Genomic DNA, 24,494 nt, shown 5'->3' on the forward strand with positions numbered 1-24,494 from the left:
GGCCGCGGGGGGCGAGGGCTGCGCGGGGGCGCGGGGGGGGGCGAGGGCTGCGCGGGGGCGCGGGAGGCCGGGCCCGTAGAATGGTCGGGTGATGCAATCCCCCCTTCCCGTGCGCGACGGCGTCAACGCGACGCGTCTGCGCCTGCCGGACGAGGGCCCCTGGGCGACCGCGCTGGACTACATGATGCACCGCTGGGGGCACATCGATCCGCAGGGCATCGAGGACCGGTTCGACGCCGGCGAGATCGTCGGCGAGGCGGGGATCGCCCTGGACCGCAGCACGCCGATGCAGGACCATACGTTCATTTGGTACTACCGGACCCTGCCGCCGGAGACCCGGATCCCGGTGGAACTGAACATTCTGCACCAGGACGATCACCTGCTGGTGGTGGACAAGCCGCACTTTCTGCCCACCACCCCCGGCGGGACGTACATCCAGGAATCGGCCCTGGTCCGGCTCCGGAACCAGCTCGGCCTCCCGGACCTGATTCCCATGCACCGCCTGGACCGCATGACCGCCGGCATCCTGTTGCTCTCCACGAACCCCGAGACCCGGGGCAAATACCAGGTGCTCTTCGAAAAGCGCCAGGTCCAGAAGGAATACGAGTGTGTGTCCGCCGCAGAGCCCGCCCCGGGCCATCCCGCGGTGGACTTCCCTGTGGTGGTGCGGAACCGGATGACCAAGTCCCGCAGCTACCTGCTGGCCGAGGTTGTCGATGGCGAACCCAATGCGGAAACCCGGATCGAGCGGCTGCGCACGTTTGACGCTTCCGGCGCACCCGACGGCGCACCCGACGCCGACGGCGGCCCGCACCGCCGCGCGCTGTACCGGCTGGAGCCGCACTCCGGGAAGACCCACCAGCTCCGCGTGCACATGGCCTCACTGGGCCTCGGCATCGTCAACGATGCGTTCTACCCGGAACTGCTGGACAAGGCTCCGGACAATTACGCCAAGCCGCTGCAACTCCTGGCCCGCGGGATTCGCTTCGTGGACCCCATCTCCGGGAGCCCGGTGGAATACCGCAGCAGACTGGAACTCAGCGAGGCACGCTAGCGGCTGGAAGTGCGGTACCTTGTGCCCATGGACTTCGGAAATGCGGACAGCTGGGGCGCCGCGATCTATTTCTGGATCTTCCCCTTCGTGATCGGCGATGCGATTTTCCCGCCCGTCCCCTCGGAAATGCTGGTCATCACCGGCGGCGCGCTGTCCGCAGAGGGCCACATCAACGCGTTCCTCGTGGTGCTCCTCGCCGCGGTGTCCTCATGGCTTGGTGACCTTCTTGTCTTCCAGCTGTTCAAACGGCGGCTAAGCCACGTGCTCGACCGCTGGAAATGGGGTCTCCGGTTCCACGCGGCCGTGCATTCGGCGATCGCGAAAGCCGGCCGGTCCTCCACCTACGGCGCGATCATCGGCCTCCGCTTCATCCCCGGCGGGCGGCTGGCCACGACGGCCGCGGCGGGCATCGCCAACGTCTCCACCCGCGGGTTCAGCCTCTGCGCGGCCCTCGGCGGCCTGCTCTGGGCAGCCTGGTCCGTGGCGCTGGGCTATTTCATGGGCTCCGCCACCGGGCTGCCCTTCTGGGCGAGCTCCCTGATCGGCGTCGGCGTCGGGCTGCTGGTCGGAGCGGTCGTGGGCGTGATCGTGACGCGGCGCCGGGGCAGCCCCTCCCCCGTGGAGTCCGCCGTGGTTGACCCGGACGAGGAACTGGACTTTTAGACGGGTGCCCAGCGGCCGCGGCTGCGGCGCAGCACGGTCAGCGCACCGGTGAGCGCAACGCGTTCGACAGCGTCGCGCATCATGGCTGCCGACTCCAGCGCCTGGCTGTTTTCGGCGCTGTAGGCGGTGGCATCGACCAGGAAGCGCAGGTTCAGCTGTGGGACGCCGCCGGCGAGCTCAAGCTGGTGCGATTCGACGTGGTGCCGCGTCCCAAGCGCCTCGATGGCCGCGGCCATGACGGCCTCGGGAGCGGTGCCAGGCTTGAGCCCGGTGATCTTCAGTCTGGTCTGGAACGACGGCATGGAACAACCCTAGCCGCGCCGCCACGCTCCCTCACCTTCCGCACCCAAAACCCCAACGCTCCCTCACCGGGAGAGGGAGCGTCCGGGGAAGAACCGCAGGACCTGAGGGAGCGTTTGGAAATTCCCCGCAGAAGGTGAGGGAGCGTCGTGGGAAAGGCCGCCATACCTGAGGGAGCGTCGGAGGGGGCTACCCGGTGTTGCGCAGCCCGGCGGCGACTCCGTTGACCGTGATCAGCATGGCCCGCTGGAGCCGTTCGTCGATCTCGGCCCCGGTCATGCCCTCCGCGGCCTCGGCCCGGACGCGGCGCAGCAGTTCCACCTGGAGGTAGCTGATGGGGTCGAGGTACTGGTCCCGGATCTCGAGGGAGCGCTTCAGGGTGGGCTGGGCATCGAGGATCACGTGCTCGCCGGTAAGGTTCTGGATCTCCTCGACCGTGAGCTCATATTCGGCCCGGATGGCACGGAACAGGTGGTGCAGTTCCGCCGGCACCAGGGTGGAGACGTAGTAGCCGGCAATGTCCATGTCCGTCTTCGCCAGGGTCATCTCAACGTTGGAAAGCACCGAGCGGAAGAAGTGCCAGCCCTCGATCATCTCCTGGAGCTGGGCCGAGTTACCGGCCTCGCGCGCGGCTTTGAGGCCGGAGCCCACACCGAACCAGCCCGGCACGATCTGCCGCGACTGCGTCCAGCCGAACACCCACGGGATGGCGCGGAGACCCTCCAGCCCGGCGCCGGAGTCGGGGCGCTTGGACGGACGGGATCCGATGTTGAGGGATCCCAGCTGCTCCACCGGGGTGGACGCCATGAAGTAGGCGGGCAGATCGGGGTCATCAATCAGCGTGCGGTAGCGCGCAAACGCGGCGTCGGAGACGGTTTCCATGACGTGGCCGTAGCGCACCCGCTGGTCCTCCGAGGTGCGCGGGGTGCGGTGCAGGGCCGAGCCCTGCAGTACGGCGGCCAGGGAGAGCTCGAGGTTTTCGCGGGCCAGCTCCGGCAGGGAGTACTTGTCCGAGATGACCTCGCCCTGCTCGGTGAACTTGATCTCGCCCTCGAGCACGCCGTTGGGCTGGGCCATGATGGCATCGTAGGTCGGCCCGCCGCCGCGGCCCACCGAGCCGCCGCGGCCGTGGAAAAGGCGCACGCGGACTCCGTGCTTGGCCGCCACGTCGCGGAGCTTGCGCTGGGTCTTGTAGATTTCCCACTGGCTCGTCATGACGCCGGATTCCTTGTTGGAGTCCGAGTAGCCGAGCATGATTTCCTGCACGTCTCCGCGGAGCCGGACGAGTTCGCGGTAGGAGGCATCGGAGAGCAGCCGGTCCACGATTTCGGCCGAGGCGCGGAGTTCGTCGACGGTCTCCAGCAGCGGCGCGAAGCCGATCTTGGCGTAGGGCGCCTCGCCGAACAGGCTGACCAGGCCGGCCTCGCGGGCCAGCACGGCCGCGGCCAGGACGTCGTCCGCGCCGCGGGTCATGGAGATGATGTAGGTCTCGATCACGTCGGGGCCGTAGGTGCGCAGGGCGCGGCGGATCTCCCGGAAGACGTCGTAGGTGCCGTCGGCGACGCCGTCGAGCTTGATCGGGTGGCCGGAGAGCGGGCGCCGGGACGCAAGTTCGGAGCCCAGCACCTCGAGCCGCTCGGCGCGGCTGAGTTCCGCGTACCGGACACCGGGCCCGCCAAGGCGGTCCATGAGCTGCCCGACGGCGTCATGGTGGTGGTCGGCGTGCTCGCGGATGTCGAGGGTGGCCAGGTGCAGGCCGAAGGAGGCGATGGCGCGGCGGACCCGGGACAGGGCGCCGTCGGCGGCGAGGGCCGCGTGGTGGTTCCGCAGCGACCGTTCGAGCAGGCCGAGCTCGGCGAGGAGCTCCGCGGTGGCGGTGTAGTCGCGGCCGGGCTCGTGCGCGGATCCGGCCGCGACCCGGCGGCCGGTGTTGATCAGCTTGGCCTTGATGCAGGTGAGTTTGAGCCGGTAGGGCTCCTGAGCGTTCAGCTCGAGGACGCGGCGGTCCAGGCCAGGCAGGTTCCCCAGGTCGACGTCGATCGAGTCCAGGAGCTCCTGGTCCGCCCCGGCCAGCGCGGTCGAGTTGGACAGGATGGAGATGAGCCCGTCGATCAGGCCGATGCTGATCCGCACGGCGTGCTGGTTCTGGATCTGGAGGATTTCGCGGGTGACGGCGGCCGTGACGTTGGGATTGCCGTCGCGGTCCCCGCCGATCCAGGAGCCGAAGCGGATTGGGGCCTTCTGCGGCGGCAGCGTGACGCCGTGCTCGGCAAGCAGCTCGGAGAGGTCCGAGAGCATTTCCGGCATGGCGTCGCTGAGGATGCCGGTGAGGTAATAGATGGCGTTCCGGGCCTCGTCCACGGGGGTGGGCCGGACCTGGCGGAGCTCGTCCGTCTGCCACATCTGGTCGATCACTTCGGACAGGTGGCGGTCCTGGCGGCGGCGCGCGGACGTGCCCTCCGCCGTGGATTCGGACAGGATATCCGAAAGCCGGCGGATTTTGTCCAGCACGGAGCGGCGGGAGGCCTCGGTGGGGTGTGCGGTGAAGATGGGGCGGACGTCGAGTTCATTGACGACTTCCTGCAGCACGGAGTTGCCGGCCTGGTCCGCGATCTCCTCCACGGCTTTGGCGAGCCAGCCGTCCTTCTCCTGCCGGGTGCGCAACCCGCGGACCCGGTGGACCTGCTCGGCGGCGTTCGCCAGGTGGAAGTAGAACGCAAAGGCGCGGACCAGGTCGGTGGCCTGCTCCAGCGGCAGGGAACCGAGCAGTTCGCGGACCTGGGCGACGACGTCGTACGAGCTCCACGGCCCGGTAGCGTCGGCGCCGCCGCGGGCGGCTTCCTTGGATTCCTTGGTCAGCAGGCGCACCTGCTCCACCAGGTCCAGGAGCTCGGGGCCGTGCTGGCGGACCAGGGATTCGCCGAGGAGGGTGGAGACCCGGCGGACATCAGCCCGGAGTTCGGCGGCAAGATCGGTGTCGGAATGCATTGCAGTGTCAGCCATGGAAACTATCTTTCGAGGGTTCGACTTGGCTCGTACACTGCGCTGGATACTGTGAGCCCGATTACTTCTTCCCATGGGATGTTACCCGCAGGCACTCCCTGCTGGAATTCCGTCTCAGATAGTGTCATGCCCCGCCGCGCCGCCCCGACGTCCCTCCCCCGGGGACCCCCGGGACCCCAACCAGTTCGCAGCAGGGGTCGTTCCGAGCTCCCAGAACGGCCCCTGCTGCGAGCTTGGCGGGTGAAGGGGTTAGCGCGCGATCTTGAAGTTGAACTCGCCGGTGCCCAGCGCGCCCCAGATCCGCAGCCAGATCGGCAGGACCATTTCCGCACCGCGGGCACTCGTGATGTCGCCGAGGTCGATCACGTCGCGGTGGCCGAAGCCCTTGAGGAGTTCCGTCACGGCCGCCTTGGCGCCGGCCTCGTCCCCGGAGACGAACACCGTGTGGTCACCGCCGGCCACCCGGGCCGGATCGACCATCACGGACGCGGTCATGGTGTTCAGCGTCTTCACCACCTTGGCCTCCGGGAAGGACCGCTGGATCTCTTCACCGAGGCTGTCCGTGTTCACCGGGTTCAGCGACGGCGGCATGCCCTGCGAGAAGTCCAGCGGGTTGGCGATGTCCATGATGATCTTGCCGGCCAGGTTCGGGGTCCCCGCTGCGGCCAGCGCGGCCAGCGAGCCGGCACCGTTGGTGGCATTGACGATCAGCTCGCCGTCGGATGCCGCGTCAGCAAACGCGGCGACGTCGACTCCGGCGTTTGCGGCGTGCCACTCGGCGAACGGCGCGGTGCCCATCATGTCCGGTTCGGTCCGGGCGAGCGTCGCCTGCGGGTCGCGGGTGCCGATCACGACGTCGTGCCCCAGCCCTGCCAGTGCGCCGGCAATCGTGCGCCCCACCATGCCGGTTCCCAGTACTGCAATCTTCATGGCGTCCTCATTCTGAAGTCGTGGAGTAGACAGGTTCGTCTACGTATGGGCATGACGCTATCAGACAGACCTGTCTACGGCAATAAGCGCGCGCCCGACGCCCCGCCCGCCTCATCTCAGCTGACAAAGTTTGAAATCTGTCAGCTGATTGTTTTATGGTCATGGCATGACAACTTCTACTCTCGGCACCCCCCGCACCCTGGGCTCCACCGGCCCCAGCACCGCCGCCATCGGCCTCGGCATGATGGGCATGTCCGATCTTTACGGCCCCGCCGACGACGCCGAGAGCGTCGCCACGATCCAGGCCGCCCTCGACGCCGGCGTGACCCTGCTGGACACCGGCGACTTCTACGGCATGGGCCACAACGAAATGCTGCTGCGCGACGCGATCCGCGGCCGACGGCGCGAGAGCGCCCAGATCAGCGTGAAGTTCGGCGTCCTGCGCGATGCCCGGGGCGGATGGAACGGCGTGGACACCCGTCCGGTGGCCATCAAGAACTTCCTGGCCTACACCCTCCGGCGCCTCGGCACCGACTACGTGGACATCTACCGGCCGGCCCGCCTGGATCCGTCCGTTCCGGTGGAAGAAACCGTGGGAGCACTGGCCGAGCTCGTGCAGCAGGGCCTGATCCGCCACATCGGCCTCTCAGAGGTCGGCGCCGACACCCTGCGCCGCGCCAACGCCGTCCACCCGGTCTCGGACCTCCAGATCGAGTACTCCCTCCTCTCCCGTGGCATCGAGCAGGACATCCTGCCGGTGGCCCGCGAACTGGGCATCGGCATCACGGCATACGGCGTGCTGTCCCGCGGCCTGGTTTCCGGCCACTGGCCGGCCGCCGGAACCGGGAACCAGCGCGACTTCCGGGCCCACCTGCCCCGGTTCTCCGGCGAGAACCTGCAGCGGAACCTCGAGCTCGTCGAACGGCTCCGCGAAATCGCCGACCGCAAGGGCGCGACCGTCGCCCAGCTCGCCATCGCCTGGGTCCTGTCCCGCGGCGAGGACATCGTCCCCCTCGTTGGCGCCCGCCGTCGGGAACGGCTTTCCGAATCGCTGGGCGCGGTCGATCTGCTCCTCTCCGCCGAGGACCTGGCAGCGATCGAGGCCGCCGTCCCCGCCGACTCGGCCGCGGGCACCCGCTACGACGCCGGCCAGATGGCCATGCTCGACAGCGAACGCCGGTGACCCCTGTAGCCGCCGTCCTGACCGAGGAGCGCATCCTCGACGCCGCCGAAGACGTGCTGCGGCGCTTCGGACCGGCCAAGGCCACGGTGGTGGACGTCGCGAAGGCCTTGGGAGTCAGCCACGGCAGCGTCTACCGGCACTTTCCCACAAAGGTGGCGCTGCGGGACGCGGTGGCCCGGCGCTGGCTGGACCGCCTCGCGGAGCCGCTGGATCCTGCCCGCGATACGGAGGGCCCTGCCGCGGAACGCCTGCTCCGCTGGCTCGAACGCCTCGCGGCCATCAAGCAGGGCATGGCGCTGAACGATCCGGAGCTGTTTGCCACGTTCGGCCAGCTGACCGCCGAGGCGCGGGAAGTGGTGGCGGCCCACGTTGACCACCTGGCCGCAGCGCTCACCGAGATCATTGCCGACGGCGTCCGCAGCGGCGAATTCGCCGTCCCGGATCCGGTGCCGGCCGGCCGTGCCGTCCTGCACGCCACGGCGCGGTTCCACCACCCGCTGCACGCTTCGGAATGGTCGGCCCCGGCCATCGGGGCCGAGCTGCGCGAGGTCTGGCGGCTGCTCGTGCGGGGTCTGGCCGCCCGCCCGTAGCCGCCGGATCAGGCGGAGGCGGGCCGGCGGTCCGTCGTTGACGAGGCACAGGGCGAATGACACTGCGGCGTAGACAGACTTGTCTGTGTACGATTGAGCCATGACCTCGCCAGCAGCCACCGCCGCCCCGGCTGCCCGCACCCCTGCCGGGCATGCCAGGGAGAAGATCCTGGCCACGGCCTTCCGGCTCTTCTACGCGCAGGGTTTCCGGGCCGCCGGCATCGACACGATCATCGCCGAGTCCGGCGTCGCGAAAGCCACTTTCTATAAGTACTTTCCCGCCAAGGACGACCTCATGCTGGCCTACCTGGAGAAGGTGGACGGCGTCTGGACCGGGCAGCTGCACGCCGCCGCCGAGGCCGCCGGCGAGGACCCGGCCGAGCAGCTCGTGGGCCTGTTCGATGCCCTGACAGCCGCCTGCCGGCGCGACGGCTACCGCGGCTGCGCCTTCATCAACGCGGCCGCCGAGTCGGCCGCCGGCACCCGCGTCCACGACCGGACCGTGGCCCACAAGCGCCAGATCCGCGCCTGGATCCGGGACCTCGCCGCACGCGCCGGCGCCGGGGACCCGGACCAGCTCGCCCGCAGCCTGACCCTGGTACTCGACGGCGGCCTGGCAAGCGGGGTGCTCGACGGCGACCCGGCCGCGGCCGCCGCAGCCGGAACCACCGCGGCCCAACTCGTGGCGGCCAGCCTCAAAACCCCACCCGCCACCAGCTGAAACCCCCTTGGAGGTGCCCATGACCACCCCTGACCCTGAAACCGGGACTGGCTCGAAGCCCACGCCTGATGCAGTGCAGAACCCGCAGCTGGCCCGCTGGCAACGCTTCCGGAACAGCCGCAACACGGCCCTCGCCAGCGAGCACGGCTGGCTCACGCTGACCTCCTTCCAGTGGCTGGAAGGCGAGCCGGCCGCCGTCGAGCTCGCCCCCGGCCTCTGGTCCACAGACGGCACCGCGGCGTTCCTCACCGCCGCCGCGTCCGACGGTCTGACCCTCGTCGAAACCGGCGAACCCGTGGACGGGACCATCAGCGCCGTGCTCGCCGACGAGGAATCACTGATGTGGGTCCAGTACGGCGGCGACGACGGCCGCCAGGTGGTGGTGGAGCTCGCCATGCGGGCGGACAAGTACGCCATCCGCACGCGCGACTCGCAGTCGCCGGCGTTCACGGAGTTCGACGGCGTGCCCACCTTCGACTTCCGCCCGGACCTGGTCATCGAGGCCAGGTTCGCGCCCTATCCCGAGCCCGTGGATGTCCCGATCGGCACGGCCAACCCGCTCGTGGACGGGGTCCACCGCTCGGTCGGCGAGTTGGTCTTCCGGCTTCCCGGCGCGGACCACGAGTTCCACCTGCAGGCCGAGGAGGAGAAGCTCGGCGCCCTGACGGTGACGTTCCACGACGAGACCAACGGGGAAAGTACTGACGAGTGGCGGAAGGTCTCCACCGCGAGGCCCCGCGTCGACTCCTTGGGAAATAGGTCGGTGATCCTGGACTTTAACCGGGCCATCAACTACCCGAGCGCCTTCACCCCGTACGGCACCTGCCCCATGCCGGTGCGGAACAACAGCCTTGATGTGAAGATTGAGGCCGGCGAGAAGGAACCCGGCCTCTTCTGAACGGGTCTAAACGGTCTAAACGGTCAAAGCCGTCTTCTAGACGATCGCGGACACCCCGGTGATGGCGCGTCCCGTGATCAGGGTGTTGATCTCGAACGAGCCCTCGTAGGTGTAGATCGCCTCGGCGTCGGAGAAGATCTTGGCCATCCGGTAGTCGGTGACGATCCCGTTGCCGCCCAGCAGGGACCGGCCCATCGCGACGGTTTCGCGCATCCGGGCGCTGACATAGGACTTGGCGAGGGCCACCTGCGGCATGTCCCCGGCGCCGGCGTCCTGCAACTGGGCGATCCGGACCATCATGCCCATGCTGGCCACGGCGTTGCCCAGCATGGTGACCAGCTGCTGCTGGACCAGCTGGAACTTCGCCAGCGGGCGGCCGAACTGCTGGCGTTCGACGGCGTACTGCCGGGCGACGTCGAACGCCGCGAGCTGCTGCCCCACCCCCTGCCAGGCCACCATGATCCGGGAACCGCGCAGGAGCTCATTGGTGTCCTCGAAGCTGCTGATCCCGGCGAAGCGGTCCGTTTCGGCCACCCGGACGTCGGTGAAGACGATGTCCGCGTTCTGCACCGTGCGCAGGGCAATCTTGTTCTCGATCCGGCTCCGGCTCACGCCCGGCAAGGTGGCGTCGACGATGAAGCCGCGGATGCCGCCGTCGGCCTCGTCCCGGGCCCAGACCAGCATGTAGTCGCAAAACGTCCCGTTGCCGATCCAGCGCTTGGCGCCGTTGAGCACCCAGGCGTCGCCGCCGCCGGCCGCGCCGCCGGGGACCCGGCGGGCCCGGGTTTCCATGCCGCCGGCAACGTCCGAGCCGTGGTCCGGTTCCGTGAGGGCAAAGGCACCGGTGGTGCGCAGGCTTGCCGCGTCCTCGAGCAGGCGCGCTTTCTGCTCCTCGGAGCCGAAGCCGTAGAGCGACTCCACGAAGAGGTCGTGGTGGACCAGGAAGAAGGTGGCGAGCGAGGTGTCCACCCGGGTCATCTCGGCGATGACGATCCCGGCGAACAGGTTGCTGTAGCCGCGCTGGGCCGGGGCGCTGAGCTCCAGGGCGGCCAGCTTGGGCAGGATGTGGGCCGGGAATTCGGCCTTGTTCCACCAGTCCGTGGCGAACGGGGCAACCTCGGCGGCCAGGAACTCGCGCAGCTGCGCCAGCTTGGCCCGCTCCGCCGTGCTGAGCAGGGCTTCGTAGTCGAAGAAGTCCGCCGTGGGCAGCACAGTCCCGGCCATCTCAGACCCGGTCATTTCGGGCCCATGCGGATGGCACCGTCGAGGCGGATTATCTCGCCGTTGAGCATGGCGTTCTCCACAATGTGCGCGGCGAGGTTCGCGTATTCGGCCGGCCGGCCCAGCCGCGAGGGGTGCGGCACCTGCTGGCCCAGGGAGTCCTGCGCCTCCTGGGGCAGGCCGGCCATCATGGGAGTCTCGAAGATGCCCGGCGCGATGGTGACCACCCGGATCAGCGAGCGCGCGAGTTCGCGGGCAATCGGCAGCGTCATGGCGGCGACGGCACCCTTGGAGGCGGCGTAGGCGGGCTGGCCGATCTGCCCGTCGAACGCGGCAACGGAGGCGGTGTTGATGATGACGCCACGTTCGGGGCCGCCGAGTTCCGTGGCGGCGGGCTCGGTGGCTGCCATGGCGGCCGCGGCGAGGCGGATCACGTTGAAGGTGCCCACGAGGTTGACCTGGATGACGCGGTTGAAGGCCTCCAGCGGAAGGACGCCGTCGCGGCCCAGGACCTTGCCGGGGGTGGCGGTCCCCGCGCAGTTGACCACGATGCGCAGCGGGCCGAGGGCTGAGGCGGCGTCGACGGCGGCCTGCACCTGCGCCTCGTCCGTGACGTCGGCCGGGACAAAGACGGCCCTGCGGCCGCCTCCGGCAGCAGCTTCTCCGGCGCCGGCAGCGGCGGATGCGGTCAGTTCGGCGGCAAAGGCGTCCCCGGCGGAACCCGGCAGGTCCACGAGGACCACCGAGGCGCCGGCGTCGAACAGGCGCCTGGCCGTGGCCGCTCCGAGACCCGAGGCCCCGCCCGTGATCAGCGCGACAGTACCCTTGATGTCCATCCATCCTCCTTGATGTGGAACCGAACCCCGGCTGCGAAGCCTCGACGCGGGCGGCGCCTGCAGAGGCGGCACGCGGGGAACATTAGTTAGTGAATGTTAACTGGAATGCGGCCAATGCGCACCTTTGGGCCGCACACGCCGAGGCACAGTCACGGTCGCGGTCCGGACGGGCTCCCGCGATTACGCTTGAGCCATGACCCGAGCCGACGCCTCCGCCCCCAACTGGTCCTTCCGCGCGGACGAGGCCGCCCGCTCGGTGACCAGGCTCTTCGGGCAGCGGCTCTTCTTCCTCCCCGGGACCCACATCGCCGCGATCCTCCGGCCCTCGGGCCGGCTGAAGAACCTGTCCCGGCCCTGGCACTACTGGTGGCAGGCACACTACCTGGACTGCCTCGTGGACGCCGGCCGCCGGGAACTGGGGTCCCCCCGGAATCCTGGAACCAAGTTCGACGGCGAGAACCGGCCCAGCGCCGGCCGGCTCGCCTCCCGGCTCGTCACGGGCATCCGGCTGCGCAATTTCCTCACGGTGGTCAACAACTACTACGACGACATGGCCTGGCTGGCCCTTGCCACGCTCCGGCTGGACAAGCTCGCCGAGGACACCCGCAAACACACCGGCCGGGAGCGCAACGCCAAGGTCCTGCAAAGCCTGACCCTGCAGTTCGACTCCGCTTCCACGGACGATCTGGGCGGCGGTACATTCTGGAGCACGAAGCGCGACTTCAAGAACACCCCCGCCACCGCCCCGGTGGCCCTCTATTACGCGCGGACCGGCAACCGGACCAAGGCGCAGTCCCTGCTGGACTGGCTGGATGCCAGGCTGTACGAGCCCGGCCAGGGCCTGTACCGTGACGGCCTCCGGATTTCCGGGACGGGCGAAGCCGTGCTGGAAGAGACCATCTACACCTACAACCAAGGGCCCGTCCTCGGCGCACTGCTGGAACTCGGGGGCGAGCCCAACCTCGGGCGAGCGGCCGCATTGGTGGACGCCGTGGCGGGCAACCTCACGCAGCCGGCCCCGCTGCTGGGCCGCACCGCCGCGGTGCTGCGCTGCGAGGGGACGGGCGACGGCGGGCTCTTCACGGGGATCCTCGTCCGCTACCTGGCCCTCGCCGCCGTCGACGAACGCCTCCCGGCCGAAACCCGGGCCACGGCGGCGGCGCTTGTGAACGATACGGCCGAGGCCCTCTGGGAGGGCCGCCGGATCCTCCCTCCACACGACCGCCTCGCGCGCCGCGGCAGCCATCTGGTCTTCTCCGACCGCACCGACGCGCCGGCACGCCGCAGCTACCCGGAAGGGGCCGCCGTCGAACTCTCCACGCAGCTGCAGGCCTGGATGGTGCTCGAGGCGGCCGCCTCGATCGCGCAGGCGTCCGCCCCACAACCCGGCGACAATTACGTCACGCAATAGTATCGTAATTGATGTGATCCTCATCACTTAAACCAGCCTCAGGTTGGTCGCTTAGGTTTGGCTAACCTACAGTCTTTCTTAGTGAGCATGCCCTAACTTCCCCGCTCACGGGGGGCAGGGCACTACGACGACTTCCTTGTAGAAAGTAGCCCCATGAAGATCCGCACCAACGCGCTGGCGGGCATCGCCCTGGCCGCCACTGCCGCCCTGGGCCTGGCCGCCTGCGGCTCCGGTTCCTCCGCCACGGCCGGCAGCAGCACCGCCGCCAACGGCTCCTCCGCCGGTGAGATCACGGTCTATAACGCCCAGCACGAATCCCTGACCAAAGAGTGGATCGACGCCTTCACCGCCGAGACCGGCATCAAGGTGACCGTGCGCCAGGGCGACGACACCGAGATGTCCAACCAGATCGTGCAGGAAGGCCAGGCCTCACCGGCGGACGTCTTCCTCACCGAGAACTCCCCCGCCATGGCCCAGGTGGAAAACGCCGGCCTCTTCGCGGATGTGGACAAGGCCACCGTGGACCAGGTCCCCGCCGAATTCCGCCCCTCCACCAACAAGTGGACCGGCATCGCGGCCCGCTCCACCGTCCTGGTCTACGACAAGAACAAGATCAGCGCCGACAAGCTGCCCAAGTCCATGCTGGACCTGGCCAACCCCGAGTGGAAGGGCAAGTGGGCTGCCTCGCCGTCGGGCGCCGACTTCCAGGCGATCGTCTCGGCCCTGCTGGAACTCAAGGGCGAAGCCGCCACTGAGGCCTGGCTCAAGGGCATGAAGGAAAACTCCAAGCCATACAAGGGCAACAGCACGGCCATGAAGGCCGTCAACGCCGGCGAAGTCGACTCCGCCCTGATCTACCACTACTACTACTACGGCGACCAGGCCAAGACCGGCGAGAACTCCAACAACGTCACGCCGTTCTACTTCAAGAACCAGGACCCGGGCGCCTTCGTCTCCATCTCCGGCGGCGGCGTGCTGAAGTCTTCCAAGAACGCCGCAGCGGCCCAGTCCTTCCTGAAGTTCATCACGGGCAAGAAGGGCCAGGAAGTGCTCCAGAAGGGCACCTCCTTCGAATACGCTGTCGGCTCGGACGTCCCGTCCAACGACAAGCTGGTTCCGCTCAAGGAGTTGCAGGCCCCCACCGTGGATCCCGCCAAACTCAATTCCGCCAAGGTCACCGAGCTGATGACCCAGGCAGGACTGCTGTAGCCGCAGTGACTAACAAGCTGGCGGTCCCCGGTCCCTCTGGGGATTTGACGACTGACACGACGACGGCGGGCAGGGGTAAACGCCCCCGCCCGCCTTTCGGCGTCTCTGTCGTGTCCATCATCGCGGTCCTCATCGCCCTGTTTTCCCTGGTGCCCCTGGCCTACGTGGTCTTCATGACAGCCTCCACCGGCTGGGACACCGCAATGGCCCTGATCTTCCGCCCGCGCGTGGGCGAACTCCTGCTGAACACGGTGCTGCTGACCGTGGTGACGGTGCCGCTGTGCCTCGTCCTGGGCGTCGGCGGCGCGTGGCTCGTCGAACGCACGTCCCTTGTGGGCCGCAAGTGGTGGGCCGTGCTGCTCGCCGCCCCGCTGGCCATCCCCGCCTTCGTCAACAGCTACGCGTGGGTTTCCGCGGTGCCGTCCCTTGGCGGGCTGTGGTCCGGGGTCCTGATCGCCACCCTGTCCTATTTCCCGCTCGTGTACATCCCGGCCGCCGCGACGCTCAGCCGCCTGGACCCGGCGATCGAACAGTCCGCCGCCTCCCTCGGCCTCGGCGCCTGGCGCGCGTTCTTCCGCGTGGTGCTCCCGCAGCTGCGCATTGCCATGACTGGCGGCGGGCTGCTGGTCGCGCTGCACCTGCTGGCCGAATACGGGGCCTTCGCGATGATCCGCTTCGACACCTTCACCACCGCGATCATGGTCCAGTACCAGTCCACGTTCAATGGCACCGCCGGGAACATGCTGGCCAGCGTCCTGGTGTTCCTCTGCCTGATCCTGCTGCTCGTGGAGGTCCGCAGCCGCGGCAGCGCCCGGTACGCCAGGATCGGCTCCGGAGCCCAGGCGCGCGCCTTGCGCCTGCCCCTGCACGCCTACCAGCTCCCCGCCCAGCTGTCCCTGATCGCCCTCACCGGGCTGGCGTTCGGGCTGCCGCTGACGTTTGTGCTGCGCTGGATCGTCGCCGGCGGCCCGGAAATCTGGGCTGCCGAGGAATTCATGCCGGCCCTCCTGCAGACCTTGGCCTACGGCCTCGCGGCGGCCGTCGCCACCACCGTGGTCGCGTTCCCCATGGCTTACCTGGCCGTGCGGCGTCCCGGCTGGTTCAGCAAGTCCCTGGAGCTGTCCAACTACATCACCAGCTCCATGCCCGGGATCGTGGTGGGCCTGGCCTTCGTGACCGTGAGCATCCGGATGGTTCCCAGCATGTACCAGACCTCAGCGCTGCTCATCGCGGCCTACGTGCTGCTGTTCCTCCCCCGGGCCCTCGTGAACATCCGCTCGGGGCTGTCCCAGGCACCGAAGGAACTCGACGAGGCCGCCCAGGTGCTCGGCAAGCCGCCACTGCTGGCCTTCCTGCGCGTGACGCTGCGGCTCACGGCCCCCGCCGCGGCTGGCGGCGCCGCCCTGGTGTTCCTGGGGATTGTCAACGAGCTCACCGCCACCCTCCTGCTCTCGCCCAACGGGACCCGCACCCTCGCCACCGAGTTCTGGAGCAAGAGCAGCGAGATCGACTACGCTGGCGCCGCCCCCTATGCGCTGCTGATGATCCTGATCTCCGCGCCCATGACCTATCTCCTCTTCCAGCAGTCCAAGAAAGTAGCCGGACAGTGACCGATGTTTACCCGTCGCGTGAGGCCCCCTCGCGCCTCCCCGAGCCGCGGGTCGCGGCTTCCGTGGCCACCAGCACCAACAGCCACCTGGAAATCGACGCGGTCACCAAGAACTTTGGGCCCCAGGCCGTCCTCAAAGGCGTCAACCTCTCCGTCGCCAAGGGCGGAACGACGGCGATCGTGGGACCCTCCGGCTCCGGCAAGACCACGCTCCTTCGCCTGATTGCCGGCTTCGAGCACCCGGACACCGGCAGCATCTCGCTCAACGGGAGCAAGGTGGCCGGGGAGAACGCCTGGGTCCCCGCCCACAAGCGGCACGTCGGCTACGTCGCCCAGGACGGCGCCCTGTTCCCGCACCTGACGGTCGGGCAGAACATCTCCTTCGGCCTGGACGCCACCCAATTGCCCGGCGGGCGCCGCGGCGTCAAGTCGCGGGTGGGCGAGCTGCTGGAAATGGTCTCCCTGGACCCGGCCATGGCCAAGCGCCGCCCGCACCAGCTCTCCGGCGGCCAGCAGCAGCGGGTTGCCCTGGCCCGGGCGCTGGCCCGCAAGCCCGCGCTCATGCTGCTGGACGAGCCCTTCTCCGCCCTGGACGCCGGCCTGCGGGTGGCCACCCGCCGCGCCGTGGCCCAGGTCCTGAAGGACGCCGGCGTCACCACGATCCTCGTCACGCATGACCAGGCCGAGGCGCTGTCCTTCGCCGACCAGGTGGCCGTGATGCGCGGCGGCAAGCTGGCCCAGATCGGCAACCCGTTCGTCGTCTACACGCGCCCGGCTGACCGCGCCACCGCCGAGTTCCTGGGCGACGCCGTGATCCTGGATGCCTGGATGGAAGGCTCCCTGGCCACGTGTTCGCTCGGCGGGATCCCCGTGCGCCGCCCGCCGGCCCAGGGCCGGGTCCAGCTGATGCTGCGGCCTGAGCAGATCCGCATTTCCGAGGACGGCCCCATCCGCGGCACGGTGGTGGACACGGACTACTTCGGCCCCGAAACCACAGTGCGGCTCCAACTCCCCGTCCCGCCGGTCCTTGCCGCCGGCGCCATCCCGGACCACCGCTACCCCGGCGGCGGGGAAATCATCACGATCCGGCACTGGAACGCCTCGATCGCCCGCCCCGGCACGGAGCTGCGGCTTCGCGTGGTGGGCGAGGCCGTCGCCTTTCCGATGGATGAGCAGCCGTAACGTCGAGATTCGGCGTCCTGAGCCACTGTGCCCCGAAGGCTCACCCGCGACGGGTGATTCCAGGGTGACTGCAGCGGCTGTCCGGGCGATGGGTTGACCGGTGATGCCCCGCGCACGAGAATGCGAACCATGAGTGATCATCGCGGCCTTTCCGAGCCGGCTCCGTTCACCGCCGATGACTTCGCCGAGCGGTTGCGGCGAGCAGCCCACGCCGCCCAGGATGCCGGGCTCGACGGCATCCTGGTCACTCCCGGACCGGACTTGCTGTACCTCACCGGGTATGCACCCGTGGCCATCACTGAACGCATCACCATGCTCGTGATCCCCGTCGATGCGGAGCCCGCCATGATCGTTCCGAGGCTTGAGAGGCCCGACGCGGAAGCGGCCGCCGGCGCCTCGAATCTGCGGATCACCGACTGGACTGACGGGAGCGACCCCTACACGGAATCTGCCACGCTGATGGCCGGCACCGGACGTTATGCCGTCTCTGACTCGGCCTGGGCCATGCACCTCCTCGGCCTGCAGGATCGACTGCCCAAGTCGTCCTACGTCTCGATGACGACCGCCCTGCCGATGCTTCGGGCGATCAAGGATGACGACGAGATCGAGCGGCTGGCGGCGGCCGGCGCGGCTGCAGACCAGGCGTACGAGGAGATCGTCACCGTGCGGTTCGCTGGGCGCAGCGAGACCGACGTCGGTTCTGATCTCGCCGACCTGCTTCGCCAGTTCGGTCATTCGCAGATGGACTTCACCGTCGTCGGTTCGGGTCCGAATGGAGCCAACCCTCACCACGAGATCGGCCCGCGGATCATCAAGGACGGAGACATGGTGGTGCTCGACTTCGGCGGCCTCAAACACGGCTACGGATCAGACACGACGCGGACCGTGCACGTCGGCGAGCCCGCCGCCGAGGAGCGCGAGGTTCACGACGTCGTCAGACTCGCGCAGCAGGCCGGGTTCGAGGCCGTGCGTCCAGGCGTCGAGTGCCAGGAAATTGATCGCGTGTCCCGGGCGGTGATCACTGAAGCCGGCTACGGCGACTACTTCATTCACCGCGTCGGGCACGGAATCGGGCTGACGACTCACGAGCCGCCGTACATGGTCGAGGGCGAAACCCAGATCCTCCAGCCCGGCATGTGCTTCTCGATCGAACCCGGAATCTACCTGCCGGGCAGGTTCGGCGTACGGATCGAGGACATTGTGACGGTCGTTCCCGACGGCGGACGGCGACTCAATCAGACCTCGCACGAGATGAGAATCGTCCACTAGATAGCCGACCTGGTCCACGATCTGACGTGGCCTCGGAACGGGATCGCTTCACCTGCGGTGATTGCGAAGTAGATGACGGCGTTTCCCATGCACATCATGTGCTCGGCGCCGCCCTCGGCGGTCCCCTCCTCCGGCAATAGTCGTGCATGGAAGAATCGCACCATGAATGCGGAGCAGCGGAGGCGTGCTGAGGACACTCTGAGAGTCGTGGACGCCCTCGTGACGGCGATGGGTCGGCGGGAGCATGTCTTCCACGTGGTCGAGGATTCAGAGGACCTAGACGAAGCGATCCGTCGTCTGATGGAACTGTTGGAGCTGGATGAATTGTCCTGCCGGGTAATCCTGGACATGCAAGTCAAAGGGTTCACTCGCGAACGGCGCCGGATTATTGCTGCTCACGCGGAAGAAATCAGATCGAGCCTGTCGTCTGGCGGGGAACCATAGAAAGCCGTTATGCAGGGGCTCTCTGATTCCCATATGACCCGCCCGCGGCCGGTTCCTGACGACCGGAGGGAAGCCGGCGGATACTAGGCGGTTTTCTCCAGGGGCGTCGACTGGACGTTCTCGCGTTCCTCCAGGGCTCCGGTTACTGAGGCTGTCAGGCTGTTGGCGATGTGGGTGCGGGCGAGTTCGGCCGCACCGGCGCCATCCCCGGCAGTGACGAGCTCAAGGATCTGGTGGTGCTGGTTCAGGTCGATCGTGCGGGGCTCATCCCCGGAGGGGAGTTCGAGACCGATGCGGCGGTAGCGGTCGGATTTGTCCCACAGGTCATCAAGGAGCTTGATCATGACGTCGTTGTGCGAGGCGGCGTAGACGGCCCGGTGGAATTCCCGGTGAACTGTGATCGCTTCCTCGCCCCAGACCCGCGTGACAGGCAGGAGCTTCCCGGCGGCTGCGCGCATTGCTGCTATATCGGCGTCAGTCCGGCGGGAGGCTGCCAGTTCTGTTGCCGATGGTTCGAGTGAGAGACGGACTTCAAGGAGTTCCCGTGCCTCGGAGGCGCTCATGGTTGCCACCCTGGAATCCCGGTGGGTGTCCATGATGATCAGGCCCTCACTTGAGAGCCGGCGGATCGCTTCTCGCAGGGGGGTGATGCTCATTTGCATGTTGTCGGCCAGCTCGTACTGGGAGATGCGCGAGCCGGGGGCAAGGCCACCGGAGAGGATCAGCTGGCGGAGTTCGTTGTACGCGAGACTGCCCTTACTGGAAAAGACGTTCGTGGTGCTCATCTGCCGCTCCGAATCTCTTACCGAGGTGTGGCCCCCGTTGCTCACAGTGTAGTTCCTTGGAAACATCTTATAAGAAATTCCACGGGAAGGCTTGTGCCCCCCGTCACCCCTGGGCTAGCCTTTGATCCAAGGTCTTATAAGATATTCGCTCGAGGGGCTAATGTCCTTCATCGCTTGGGGTCAGTCTCGATGCAGGTCTTATAAGAAATAAGATTCCCACTCAGGAGAGATTCAAAGATGAAAATCGTTTCCGCCCACGTCGGCACCATTCCCATCAGTTCCTCGATCCGGAACGCCTTCATTGACTTCACCAAGATGGACTGCACGATCATCGCCCTCGTCTCCGATGTCTTCGTCGACGGCAAGCCCCTGGTTGGCTATGGCTTCAACTCCAACGGCCGCTACAACGCGACAGGCATCCTGAAAGACCGCATTCTTCCCCGCATCATGGATGCCCCGTCCGAAGACCTTCTCGATGAGGACGGCCAGCTCTCGCCGGAAGAGGCGTGGGACCTGATGATGTCCAACGAAAAGCCCGGCGGACACGGTGAACGCTCAGTCGCCGTCGGCGTCGCCGATATGGCCCTGCACGACCTCGCCGCGAAGATCGCTGGCGTCCCGCTCTACCGGTGGATCTCAGACCACTACGGCGACGGAAACCCGGACAAGGACGTCTTCGTCTACGCAGCCGGCGGCTACTACGCACCCGGCAAGAGCCTCGAGGACCTGCAGAACGAAATGCGCGGCTTCCTCGCCAAGGGCTACAACGTGGTCAAGATGAAGATCGGCGGCGCCGACCTCGCCGAAGACCTTCGCCGCATCGAAGCCGTGATCGAGGTCCTCGACGGCGACGCTTCCCGCCTCATGGTGGACGTCAACGGCAAGTTCGACCTCGAGACCGCGCTGGAATACGGCAAAGCCATCGACCAGTACGGGCTGTTCTGGTACGAGGAAGTCGGCGACCCGCTGGACTACGCCCTGAACGCCACCCTCTCTGAGCACTACAAGAACCCGATCGCCACCGGAGAGAACCTGTTCTCCCTCCAGGACGCACGGAACCTGGTCCGCTACGGCGGCATGCGCCCGGACCGCGACTTCATACAGGTCGACCCGGCCCTGAGCTACGGCCTGACCGAATACCGCCGGATCCAGGACATGCTCGCCCAGCACGGCTGGTCCTCACGCCGCTGCATCCCTCACGGCGGACACCAGTTCTCCCTGCATATAGCCGCAGCCCTCAAGCTCGGCGGCAACGAATCCTACCCGGGCGAGTTCCAGCCCACCGGCGGCTTCACTGACGATGCTGTCATCGTCAACAGCCGCGTGGCCCCTGGCGATCTGCCGGGCATCGGGCTCGAAGGCAAGGCTGAGTTCTACAAGGTCCTGAGCGCACTGCACAACTAAACCATCCGGCAGTGCCCCGGTCCCGGGCAGCACCACTGCCCGGGACCGCACCTCCCCAATTTTCTCAGTCTGACGTGCAAAGGAGCACCCACGATGTCGTCCCACACCATGCAGAACCCGCAACACTCAGCCCAACCGCCCAAGCAGCGATCCCGGTTCGGCCGGCTGCTGCGCGAGCTCTGGTTCCAAGTCGTCCTGGGCGCCGTCCTGGGCATCGCCGTCGGCCTGCTCCTGCCGTCCGTCGGCAAACAGCTCACCCCGCTCAGTGACTGGTTCATCGCCTTGGTGAAGATGATCGTCATACCTGTGGTGTTCTGCGTGGTGTCCTTGGGCATCGCCTCGATGGACAGCCTGCGCAAAGCCGGCCGCATCGGCGTCAAGGCCCTGGGCTACTTCATCGCCCTGTCACTAGTGTCGATGCTGATCGGCCTGATGGTCGCCAACGTCTTCCACCCCGGCACGGGCATGAACATCGATCCGTCCAAACTGGACGCAAGCAAAGTGCCGGCGGCCGCCAACAAAGGCTTCGATGGTCTCGAATTCGTCAGCAACATCATCCCGGAATCACTGTTCGGGGCCCTGACCGGCCACACCATCATCGCCGCGCTGATGGTCTCCATCGTGTTCGGTGCCGCCCTGAACGTCTCCGGAGAATCCGGCGCGTTCCTCACCAAGGGCATCCAGGCCCTGTCCGTTGTTATCTTCAAAATCGTCAGCTGGGTCATGCGCCTTGCCCCCATCGGCACGTTCGGCGCACTCGCGGCCGTCGTGGCCAACTACGGCACAGCCAGCCTCCAGCAGCTGGGCTACCTCGTCCTGCTGTTCACCGGAACCTGCATCGTGTACGTCGTCGTGGTCCTGGGCGCTATCGCCCGTGCCTGCGGACTGAACATCTTCACGGTGATGCGCTACCTCAAGGCCGAACTGCTGATCGCCCTGAGTACCTGCTCCAGCGAAGCAGTCCTCCCGCAGCTGATCAAGAAGCTCGAAAATATGGGCGTCGGCAAGTCGACTGTGGGCATCGTGATCCCGTCCGGGTTCTCCTTCAACCTCGACGGATCCGCCGTCTACCTGACCATGGCCTCCGTGTTCCTGGCCCAGGCTGTCGGCATGGACCTGTCCTGGGAACAGCAGCTCGTCATGGTCGGCGTCATGATGCTCACCAGCAAAGGCACTGCGGGCATCGCCGGCGGCGCATTCATCGTCCTGGCCAGCACCTTGAGCTCCGTGGGCGGCATCCCGCTGGCCGCCCTCGCACTCATCGTCGGCATCGACCGGCTCCTGAACGAAGGGCGCGTCTTCATCAACGTCCTCGGCAACGCGATGGCAGCAGTGGTCGTCGGCAAATGGGAAAAGGACTTCGACCCGGAACAAGCCCGCAAAGCCCTGCACGCCTCAGGCCAGAAAAAGAACGAGATCGAGTCAAACACACCGACCGAAGTGGAAGCAGAAAAGATCGAGGTCCACTAAMACCAAAGATCCCCAGGGCCGCCGCACAAGCCGCGGCGGCCCTGGCCCGCGTAGACCGGAAGCCACCGCCACCGACGGCCGCGCATCCGATCGAGCAAAGAGAGGACCCACCGGCACCATGGCTCCACGCATCCTGATCACCACCGACTACCTCCACCCCGGAGACACCGTTGACCAGCTCCTCCGGGAACGCGGTCTGGAACCGGTCTACTCGCCAGCCCGGGGGCCGCGGACCCTTGAGGAACGCTGCTCGTTGTTCGATGGCATGTCCGGCGCGATCCTCGCCAGCGAAACGGTCACGGCCGACATGCTCACCGGCGCTGGCGCTCTGCAAGTCATCGCGCGCAGCGGCGTGGGGTACGACTCAATCGACGTCGAAGCCGCCGCGGCGCGAGGGATCAGGGTCTGCAACGCCCCCGGAACAAACCACCACTCGGTCGCCGAACTGACCATCGGGCTGATCATCATGGCCGCACGCCGCCTCGTGGAGGTCACCGCCGCCGTACGTCAAGGCCACTGGCCACGGGAAGCCGGCCACGAACTGCACGGTTCCACCCTGGGCATCATCGGCTACGGCCCCGGCGGTCGCGCGACCGCGAACCTTGCTGTCGCCCTCGGCATGACCGTCCTGGTCAGCACCGCCCACCCCGACCGCGATAACACCGCGGTCCAGTTCACCGATCTCGACGCCGTCATCCGCGACGCCGACTACCTCTCCCTGCACACCCGCGGAGGCCAGAGCACAGGCAAACTCATCGATGCGCCCCGGTTGCAGGCGATGAAACCCACCGCCGTCCTCATCAACACGGCCCGCGGCTCACTCGTGGATGAAGAGGCCCTGGCCAAGGCACTTTACGACGGCACCATCGCCGGTGCCGCGCTGGACGTGCTCGAGAGCGAACCCCTGAACGGCGACAGTCCCCTTCGGGGCCTGAACAACGTGCTCATCACCTCCCACCTCGCCGGACAAACGATCGAGGCACGGACACGGGCCGGGCTGGCAGCCGCGCACGCCGTCATTGACGTCCTCGAAAACCGCGAACCGGCACACCCGGTGGACCGCTAACCCCGAATACCTAACAACGACAAAGAAGGATCCTGATGTCGAAACACCACCGCATCGCAGTCATTCCAGGCGACGGAATCGGCACCGAAGTCGTGCCCGAAGGACTGCGCGTCTTGGACGCCGCCGGCTCAGCGTTCGACCTGAACCTCACCTATGAACACTTCGACTACGCCTCGGCTGACTACTACACCCGGCACGGGAAAATGCTGCCCGACGGATGGTTCGAGGAACTGAACCAGTTCGATTCCATCTTCTTCGGCGCTGTCGGGTGGCCTGACGTCGTCCCCGACCACGTTTCACTGTGGGGCAGCCTCCTGCAGTTCCGCCGCCACTTCGACCAGTACGTCAGCCTGCGCCCGGTCAAGCTTCTGCCCGGCGTGCCCAGCCCTTTGGTCGGGAGGGTTCCGGGCGATGTCGACTTCTACGTCGTGCGCGAAAATACCGAAGGCGAGTACTCCAGCATCGGCGGGAAGATCTTCGAAGGCACCGACCGCGAAACGGTGATCCAGGAAACCGTCATGACCCGCACCGGTGTGGACCGGATCCTGAAGTACGCCTTCGATCTGTCCCAGAGCCGGCCCAAGAAGCACCTCACTTCCGCCACGAAGAGCAACGGAATCTCCATCACCATGCCCTACTGGGACGAACGGGTGCAGGCCATGTCCGCCGCGTACCCAGGGATCAAGGTGGACAAGTACCACATCGACATCCTGGCCGCTAACTTTGTCATGCACCCTGACTGGTTCGACGTCGTCGTCGCCAGCAACCTCTTCGGCGATATCCTCTCCGACCTCGGACCGGMCTGCACCGGAACCATCGGCATCGCCCCCAGCGGCAACATCAATCCCGAACGCAAGTTCCCCAGCCTCTTCGAGCCCGTCCACGGCTCCGCCCCGGATATCGCCGGCAAGGGCATCGCCAACCCCATCGGGCAAATCTGGTGCGCCGCCATGATGCTCGAACACCTGGGAGAACCCGAAGCTGCGGCCGCCATCACCACCGCTATGGAAACCGTGCTCGCCCGCGGGCAACAAGCCCTCACACCCGACATGGGCGGCAACGCCACCACAGAAGAACTGGGCACAGCGGTGGCATCAGCCCCTGACCGCACCATGACCCCGTCAACCGGACCCGGCACCCGGCAGGCATCCTTCGGAGAGCGGATCGATATCAGCCGGCGGACCTTCCGGCGGCCGGCGGCCGACGCCATGACCTGTTAGGCGGTCGGCAGCGGGCTGTGGCGCAT

At 67.3% G+C, this 24,494-nt stretch carries 22 protein-coding genes; 16 read left to right on the forward strand and 6 right to left on the reverse strand.

The genetic code is table 11. The features are described 5' to 3' along the window. The first annotated feature begins 91 nt into the window (after positions 1–91). Both AC1D1W_RS05420 and AC1D1W_RS05425 read left to right on the forward strand, forming a co-directional pair. Entirely contained in the window at positions 92–1,054 is a 963-nt protein-coding gene (locus AC1D1W_RS05420; protein ID WP_476943192.1) for an RluA family pseudouridine synthase, read from the forward strand. A gap of 27 nt (positions 1,055–1,081) precedes the next feature. Beyond that, positions 1,082–1,717, forward strand: coding sequence for a DedA family protein (locus AC1D1W_RS05425; protein WP_243181527.1), 636 nt, complete (start codon positions 1,082–1,084; stop codon positions 1,715–1,717). Here AC1D1W_RS05425 and AC1D1W_RS05430 read toward each other — a convergent pair. From AC1D1W_RS05430 to AC1D1W_RS05440, 3 genes are all read right to left on the reverse strand, one after another. Further along, the gene (locus AC1D1W_RS05430; RefSeq protein ID WP_018774310.1) at positions 1,714–2,019 is read right to left on the reverse strand and encodes a hypothetical protein; all 306 of its coding nucleotides are present in this window, start codon (positions 2,017–2,019) and stop codon (positions 1,714–1,716) included. The genes AC1D1W_RS05425 and AC1D1W_RS05430 overlap by 4 nt on opposite strands. A gap of 187 nt (positions 2,020–2,206) precedes the next feature. Next, the gene (gene ppc / locus AC1D1W_RS05435; protein ID WP_243181526.1) at positions 2,207–5,020 is read right to left on the reverse strand and encodes a phosphoenolpyruvate carboxylase; all 2,814 of its coding nucleotides are present in this window, start codon (positions 5,018–5,020) and stop codon (positions 2,207–2,209) included. Between the two features lie 249 nt (positions 5,021–5,269). Then, positions 5,270–5,950 (reverse strand): NADPH-dependent F420 reductase, encoded by a 681-nt coding sequence (locus AC1D1W_RS05440; RefSeq protein WP_476943146.1) that lies wholly within the window; start codon positions 5,948–5,950, stop codon positions 5,270–5,272. Between the two features lie 166 nt (positions 5,951–6,116). Between AC1D1W_RS05440 and AC1D1W_RS05445 the strand changes: the two genes are divergently transcribed. The 4 genes from AC1D1W_RS05445 to AC1D1W_RS05460 all read left to right on the forward strand — a co-directional run bounded on the left by AC1D1W_RS05445 (position 6,117) and on the right by AC1D1W_RS05460 (position 9,342). Continuing rightward, entirely contained in the window at positions 6,117–7,133 is a 1,017-nt protein-coding gene (locus AC1D1W_RS05445) for an aldo/keto reductase (protein WP_243181524.1), read from the forward strand. Beyond that, positions 7,130–7,723: a TetR/AcrR family transcriptional regulator gene (locus AC1D1W_RS05450; protein ID WP_243181523.1), complete on the forward strand. Its 594-nt coding sequence runs from the start codon at positions 7,130–7,132 to the stop codon at positions 7,721–7,723. Before AC1D1W_RS05445 ends, AC1D1W_RS05450 begins: the two co-directional genes overlap by 4 nt. 100 nt (positions 7,724–7,823) lie before the next feature. After that, the gene (locus tag AC1D1W_RS05455; protein WP_243181522.1) at positions 7,824–8,444 is read left to right on the forward strand and encodes a TetR/AcrR family transcriptional regulator; all 621 of its coding nucleotides are present in this window, start codon (positions 7,824–7,826) and stop codon (positions 8,442–8,444) included. Positions 8,445–8,463: 19 nt separating this feature from the next. Continuing rightward, positions 8,464–9,342, forward strand: a complete 879-nt coding sequence (locus tag AC1D1W_RS05460) for a DUF1684 domain-containing protein (protein WP_476943147.1) — start codon at positions 8,464–8,466, stop codon at positions 9,340–9,342. A 36-nt stretch (positions 9,343–9,378) separates the two neighbouring features. On the opposite strand, the gene AC1D1W_RS05465 is transcribed toward AC1D1W_RS05460, so the two are convergent. After that, positions 9,379–10,581 carry an acyl-CoA dehydrogenase family protein gene (locus tag AC1D1W_RS05465; protein WP_476943148.1) on the reverse strand — a complete coding sequence of 401 codons (1,203 nt, stop codon included), beginning with the start codon at positions 10,579–10,581 and terminating at the stop codon, positions 9,379–9,381. Then, a complete protein-coding gene (locus tag AC1D1W_RS05470) occupies positions 10,578–11,399 on the reverse strand; it encodes an SDR family NAD(P)-dependent oxidoreductase (RefSeq protein ID WP_476943149.1) in 822 nt (273 codons plus the stop codon). Before AC1D1W_RS05470 ends, AC1D1W_RS05465 begins: the two co-directional genes overlap by 4 nt. Before the next feature lie 193 nt (positions 11,400–11,592). Here AC1D1W_RS05470 and AC1D1W_RS05475 point away from each other — a divergent pair, with 193 nt between their 5' ends. From AC1D1W_RS05475 to AC1D1W_RS05500, 6 genes are all read left to right on the forward strand, one after another. Beyond that, positions 11,593–12,810, forward strand: a complete 1,218-nt coding sequence (locus AC1D1W_RS05475; RefSeq protein WP_243181518.1) for a glycoside hydrolase family 76 protein — start codon at positions 11,593–11,595, stop codon at positions 12,808–12,810. Positions 12,811–12,963: 153 nt separating this feature from the next. Further along, entirely contained in the window at positions 12,964–14,019 is a 1,056-nt protein-coding gene (locus AC1D1W_RS05480) for an iron ABC transporter substrate-binding protein (protein WP_243181517.1), read from the forward strand. Between the two features lie 110 nt (positions 14,020–14,129). After that, the gene (locus AC1D1W_RS05485; RefSeq protein WP_043436715.1) at positions 14,130–15,629 is read left to right on the forward strand and encodes an ABC transporter permease; all 1,500 of its coding nucleotides are present in this window, start codon (positions 14,130–14,132) and stop codon (positions 15,627–15,629) included. After that, positions 15,626–16,810 (forward strand): ABC transporter ATP-binding protein, encoded by a 1,185-nt coding sequence (locus AC1D1W_RS05490; RefSeq protein WP_243181516.1) that lies wholly within the window; start codon positions 15,626–15,628, stop codon positions 16,808–16,810. The genes AC1D1W_RS05485 and AC1D1W_RS05490 overlap by 4 nt, the downstream gene beginning before the upstream one ends. 129 nt (positions 16,811–16,939) lie before the next feature. Beyond that, positions 16,940–18,079, forward strand: a complete 1,140-nt coding sequence (locus tag AC1D1W_RS05495; protein WP_476943150.1) for an aminopeptidase P family protein — start codon at positions 16,940–16,942, stop codon at positions 18,077–18,079. A 162-nt stretch (positions 18,080–18,241) separates the two neighbouring features. Then, positions 18,242–18,523: a DNA gyrase subunit A gene (locus AC1D1W_RS05500; RefSeq protein ID WP_476943151.1), complete on the forward strand. Its 282-nt coding sequence runs from the start codon at positions 18,242–18,244 to the stop codon at positions 18,521–18,523. 83 nt (positions 18,524–18,606) lie between these two features. Here the strand turns inward: AC1D1W_RS05500 and AC1D1W_RS05505 are convergent, their stop codons facing one another. Beyond that, complete coding sequence (locus AC1D1W_RS05505; RefSeq protein WP_476943152.1) at positions 18,607–19,308, reverse strand: GntR family transcriptional regulator; 702 nt, start codon at positions 19,306–19,308, stop codon at positions 18,607–18,609. Between the two features lie 237 nt (positions 19,309–19,545). Between AC1D1W_RS05505 and AC1D1W_RS05510 the strand changes: the two genes are divergently transcribed. The 4 genes from AC1D1W_RS05510 (at position 19,546) to AC1D1W_RS05525 (ending at position 24,468) form a co-directional block, all read left to right on the forward strand. Then, positions 19,546–20,712 carry a mandelate racemase/muconate lactonizing enzyme family protein gene (locus tag AC1D1W_RS05510; protein ID WP_476943153.1) on the forward strand — a complete coding sequence of 389 codons (1,167 nt, stop codon included), beginning with the start codon at positions 19,546–19,548 and terminating at the stop codon, positions 20,710–20,712. Between the two features lie 93 nt (positions 20,713–20,805). After that, the gene (locus AC1D1W_RS05515) at positions 20,806–22,182 is read left to right on the forward strand and encodes a cation:dicarboxylate symporter family transporter (RefSeq protein WP_243181511.1); all 1,377 of its coding nucleotides are present in this window, start codon (positions 20,806–20,808) and stop codon (positions 22,180–22,182) included. A gap of 118 nt (positions 22,183–22,300) precedes the next feature. After that, positions 22,301–23,248 carry a phosphoglycerate dehydrogenase gene (locus tag AC1D1W_RS05520; RefSeq protein WP_243181510.1) on the forward strand — a complete coding sequence of 316 codons (948 nt, stop codon included), beginning with the start codon at positions 22,301–22,303 and terminating at the stop codon, positions 23,246–23,248. A 35-nt stretch (positions 23,249–23,283) separates the two neighbouring features. Beyond that, a complete protein-coding gene (locus AC1D1W_RS05525) occupies positions 23,284–24,468 on the forward strand; it encodes a tartrate dehydrogenase (RefSeq protein ID WP_476943154.1) in 1,185 nt (394 codons plus the stop codon). Positions 24,469–24,494 lie beyond the last annotated feature (26 nt).

The sequence above is a fragment of the Arthrobacter sp. P1_B4 genome, from assembly GCF_056406555.1.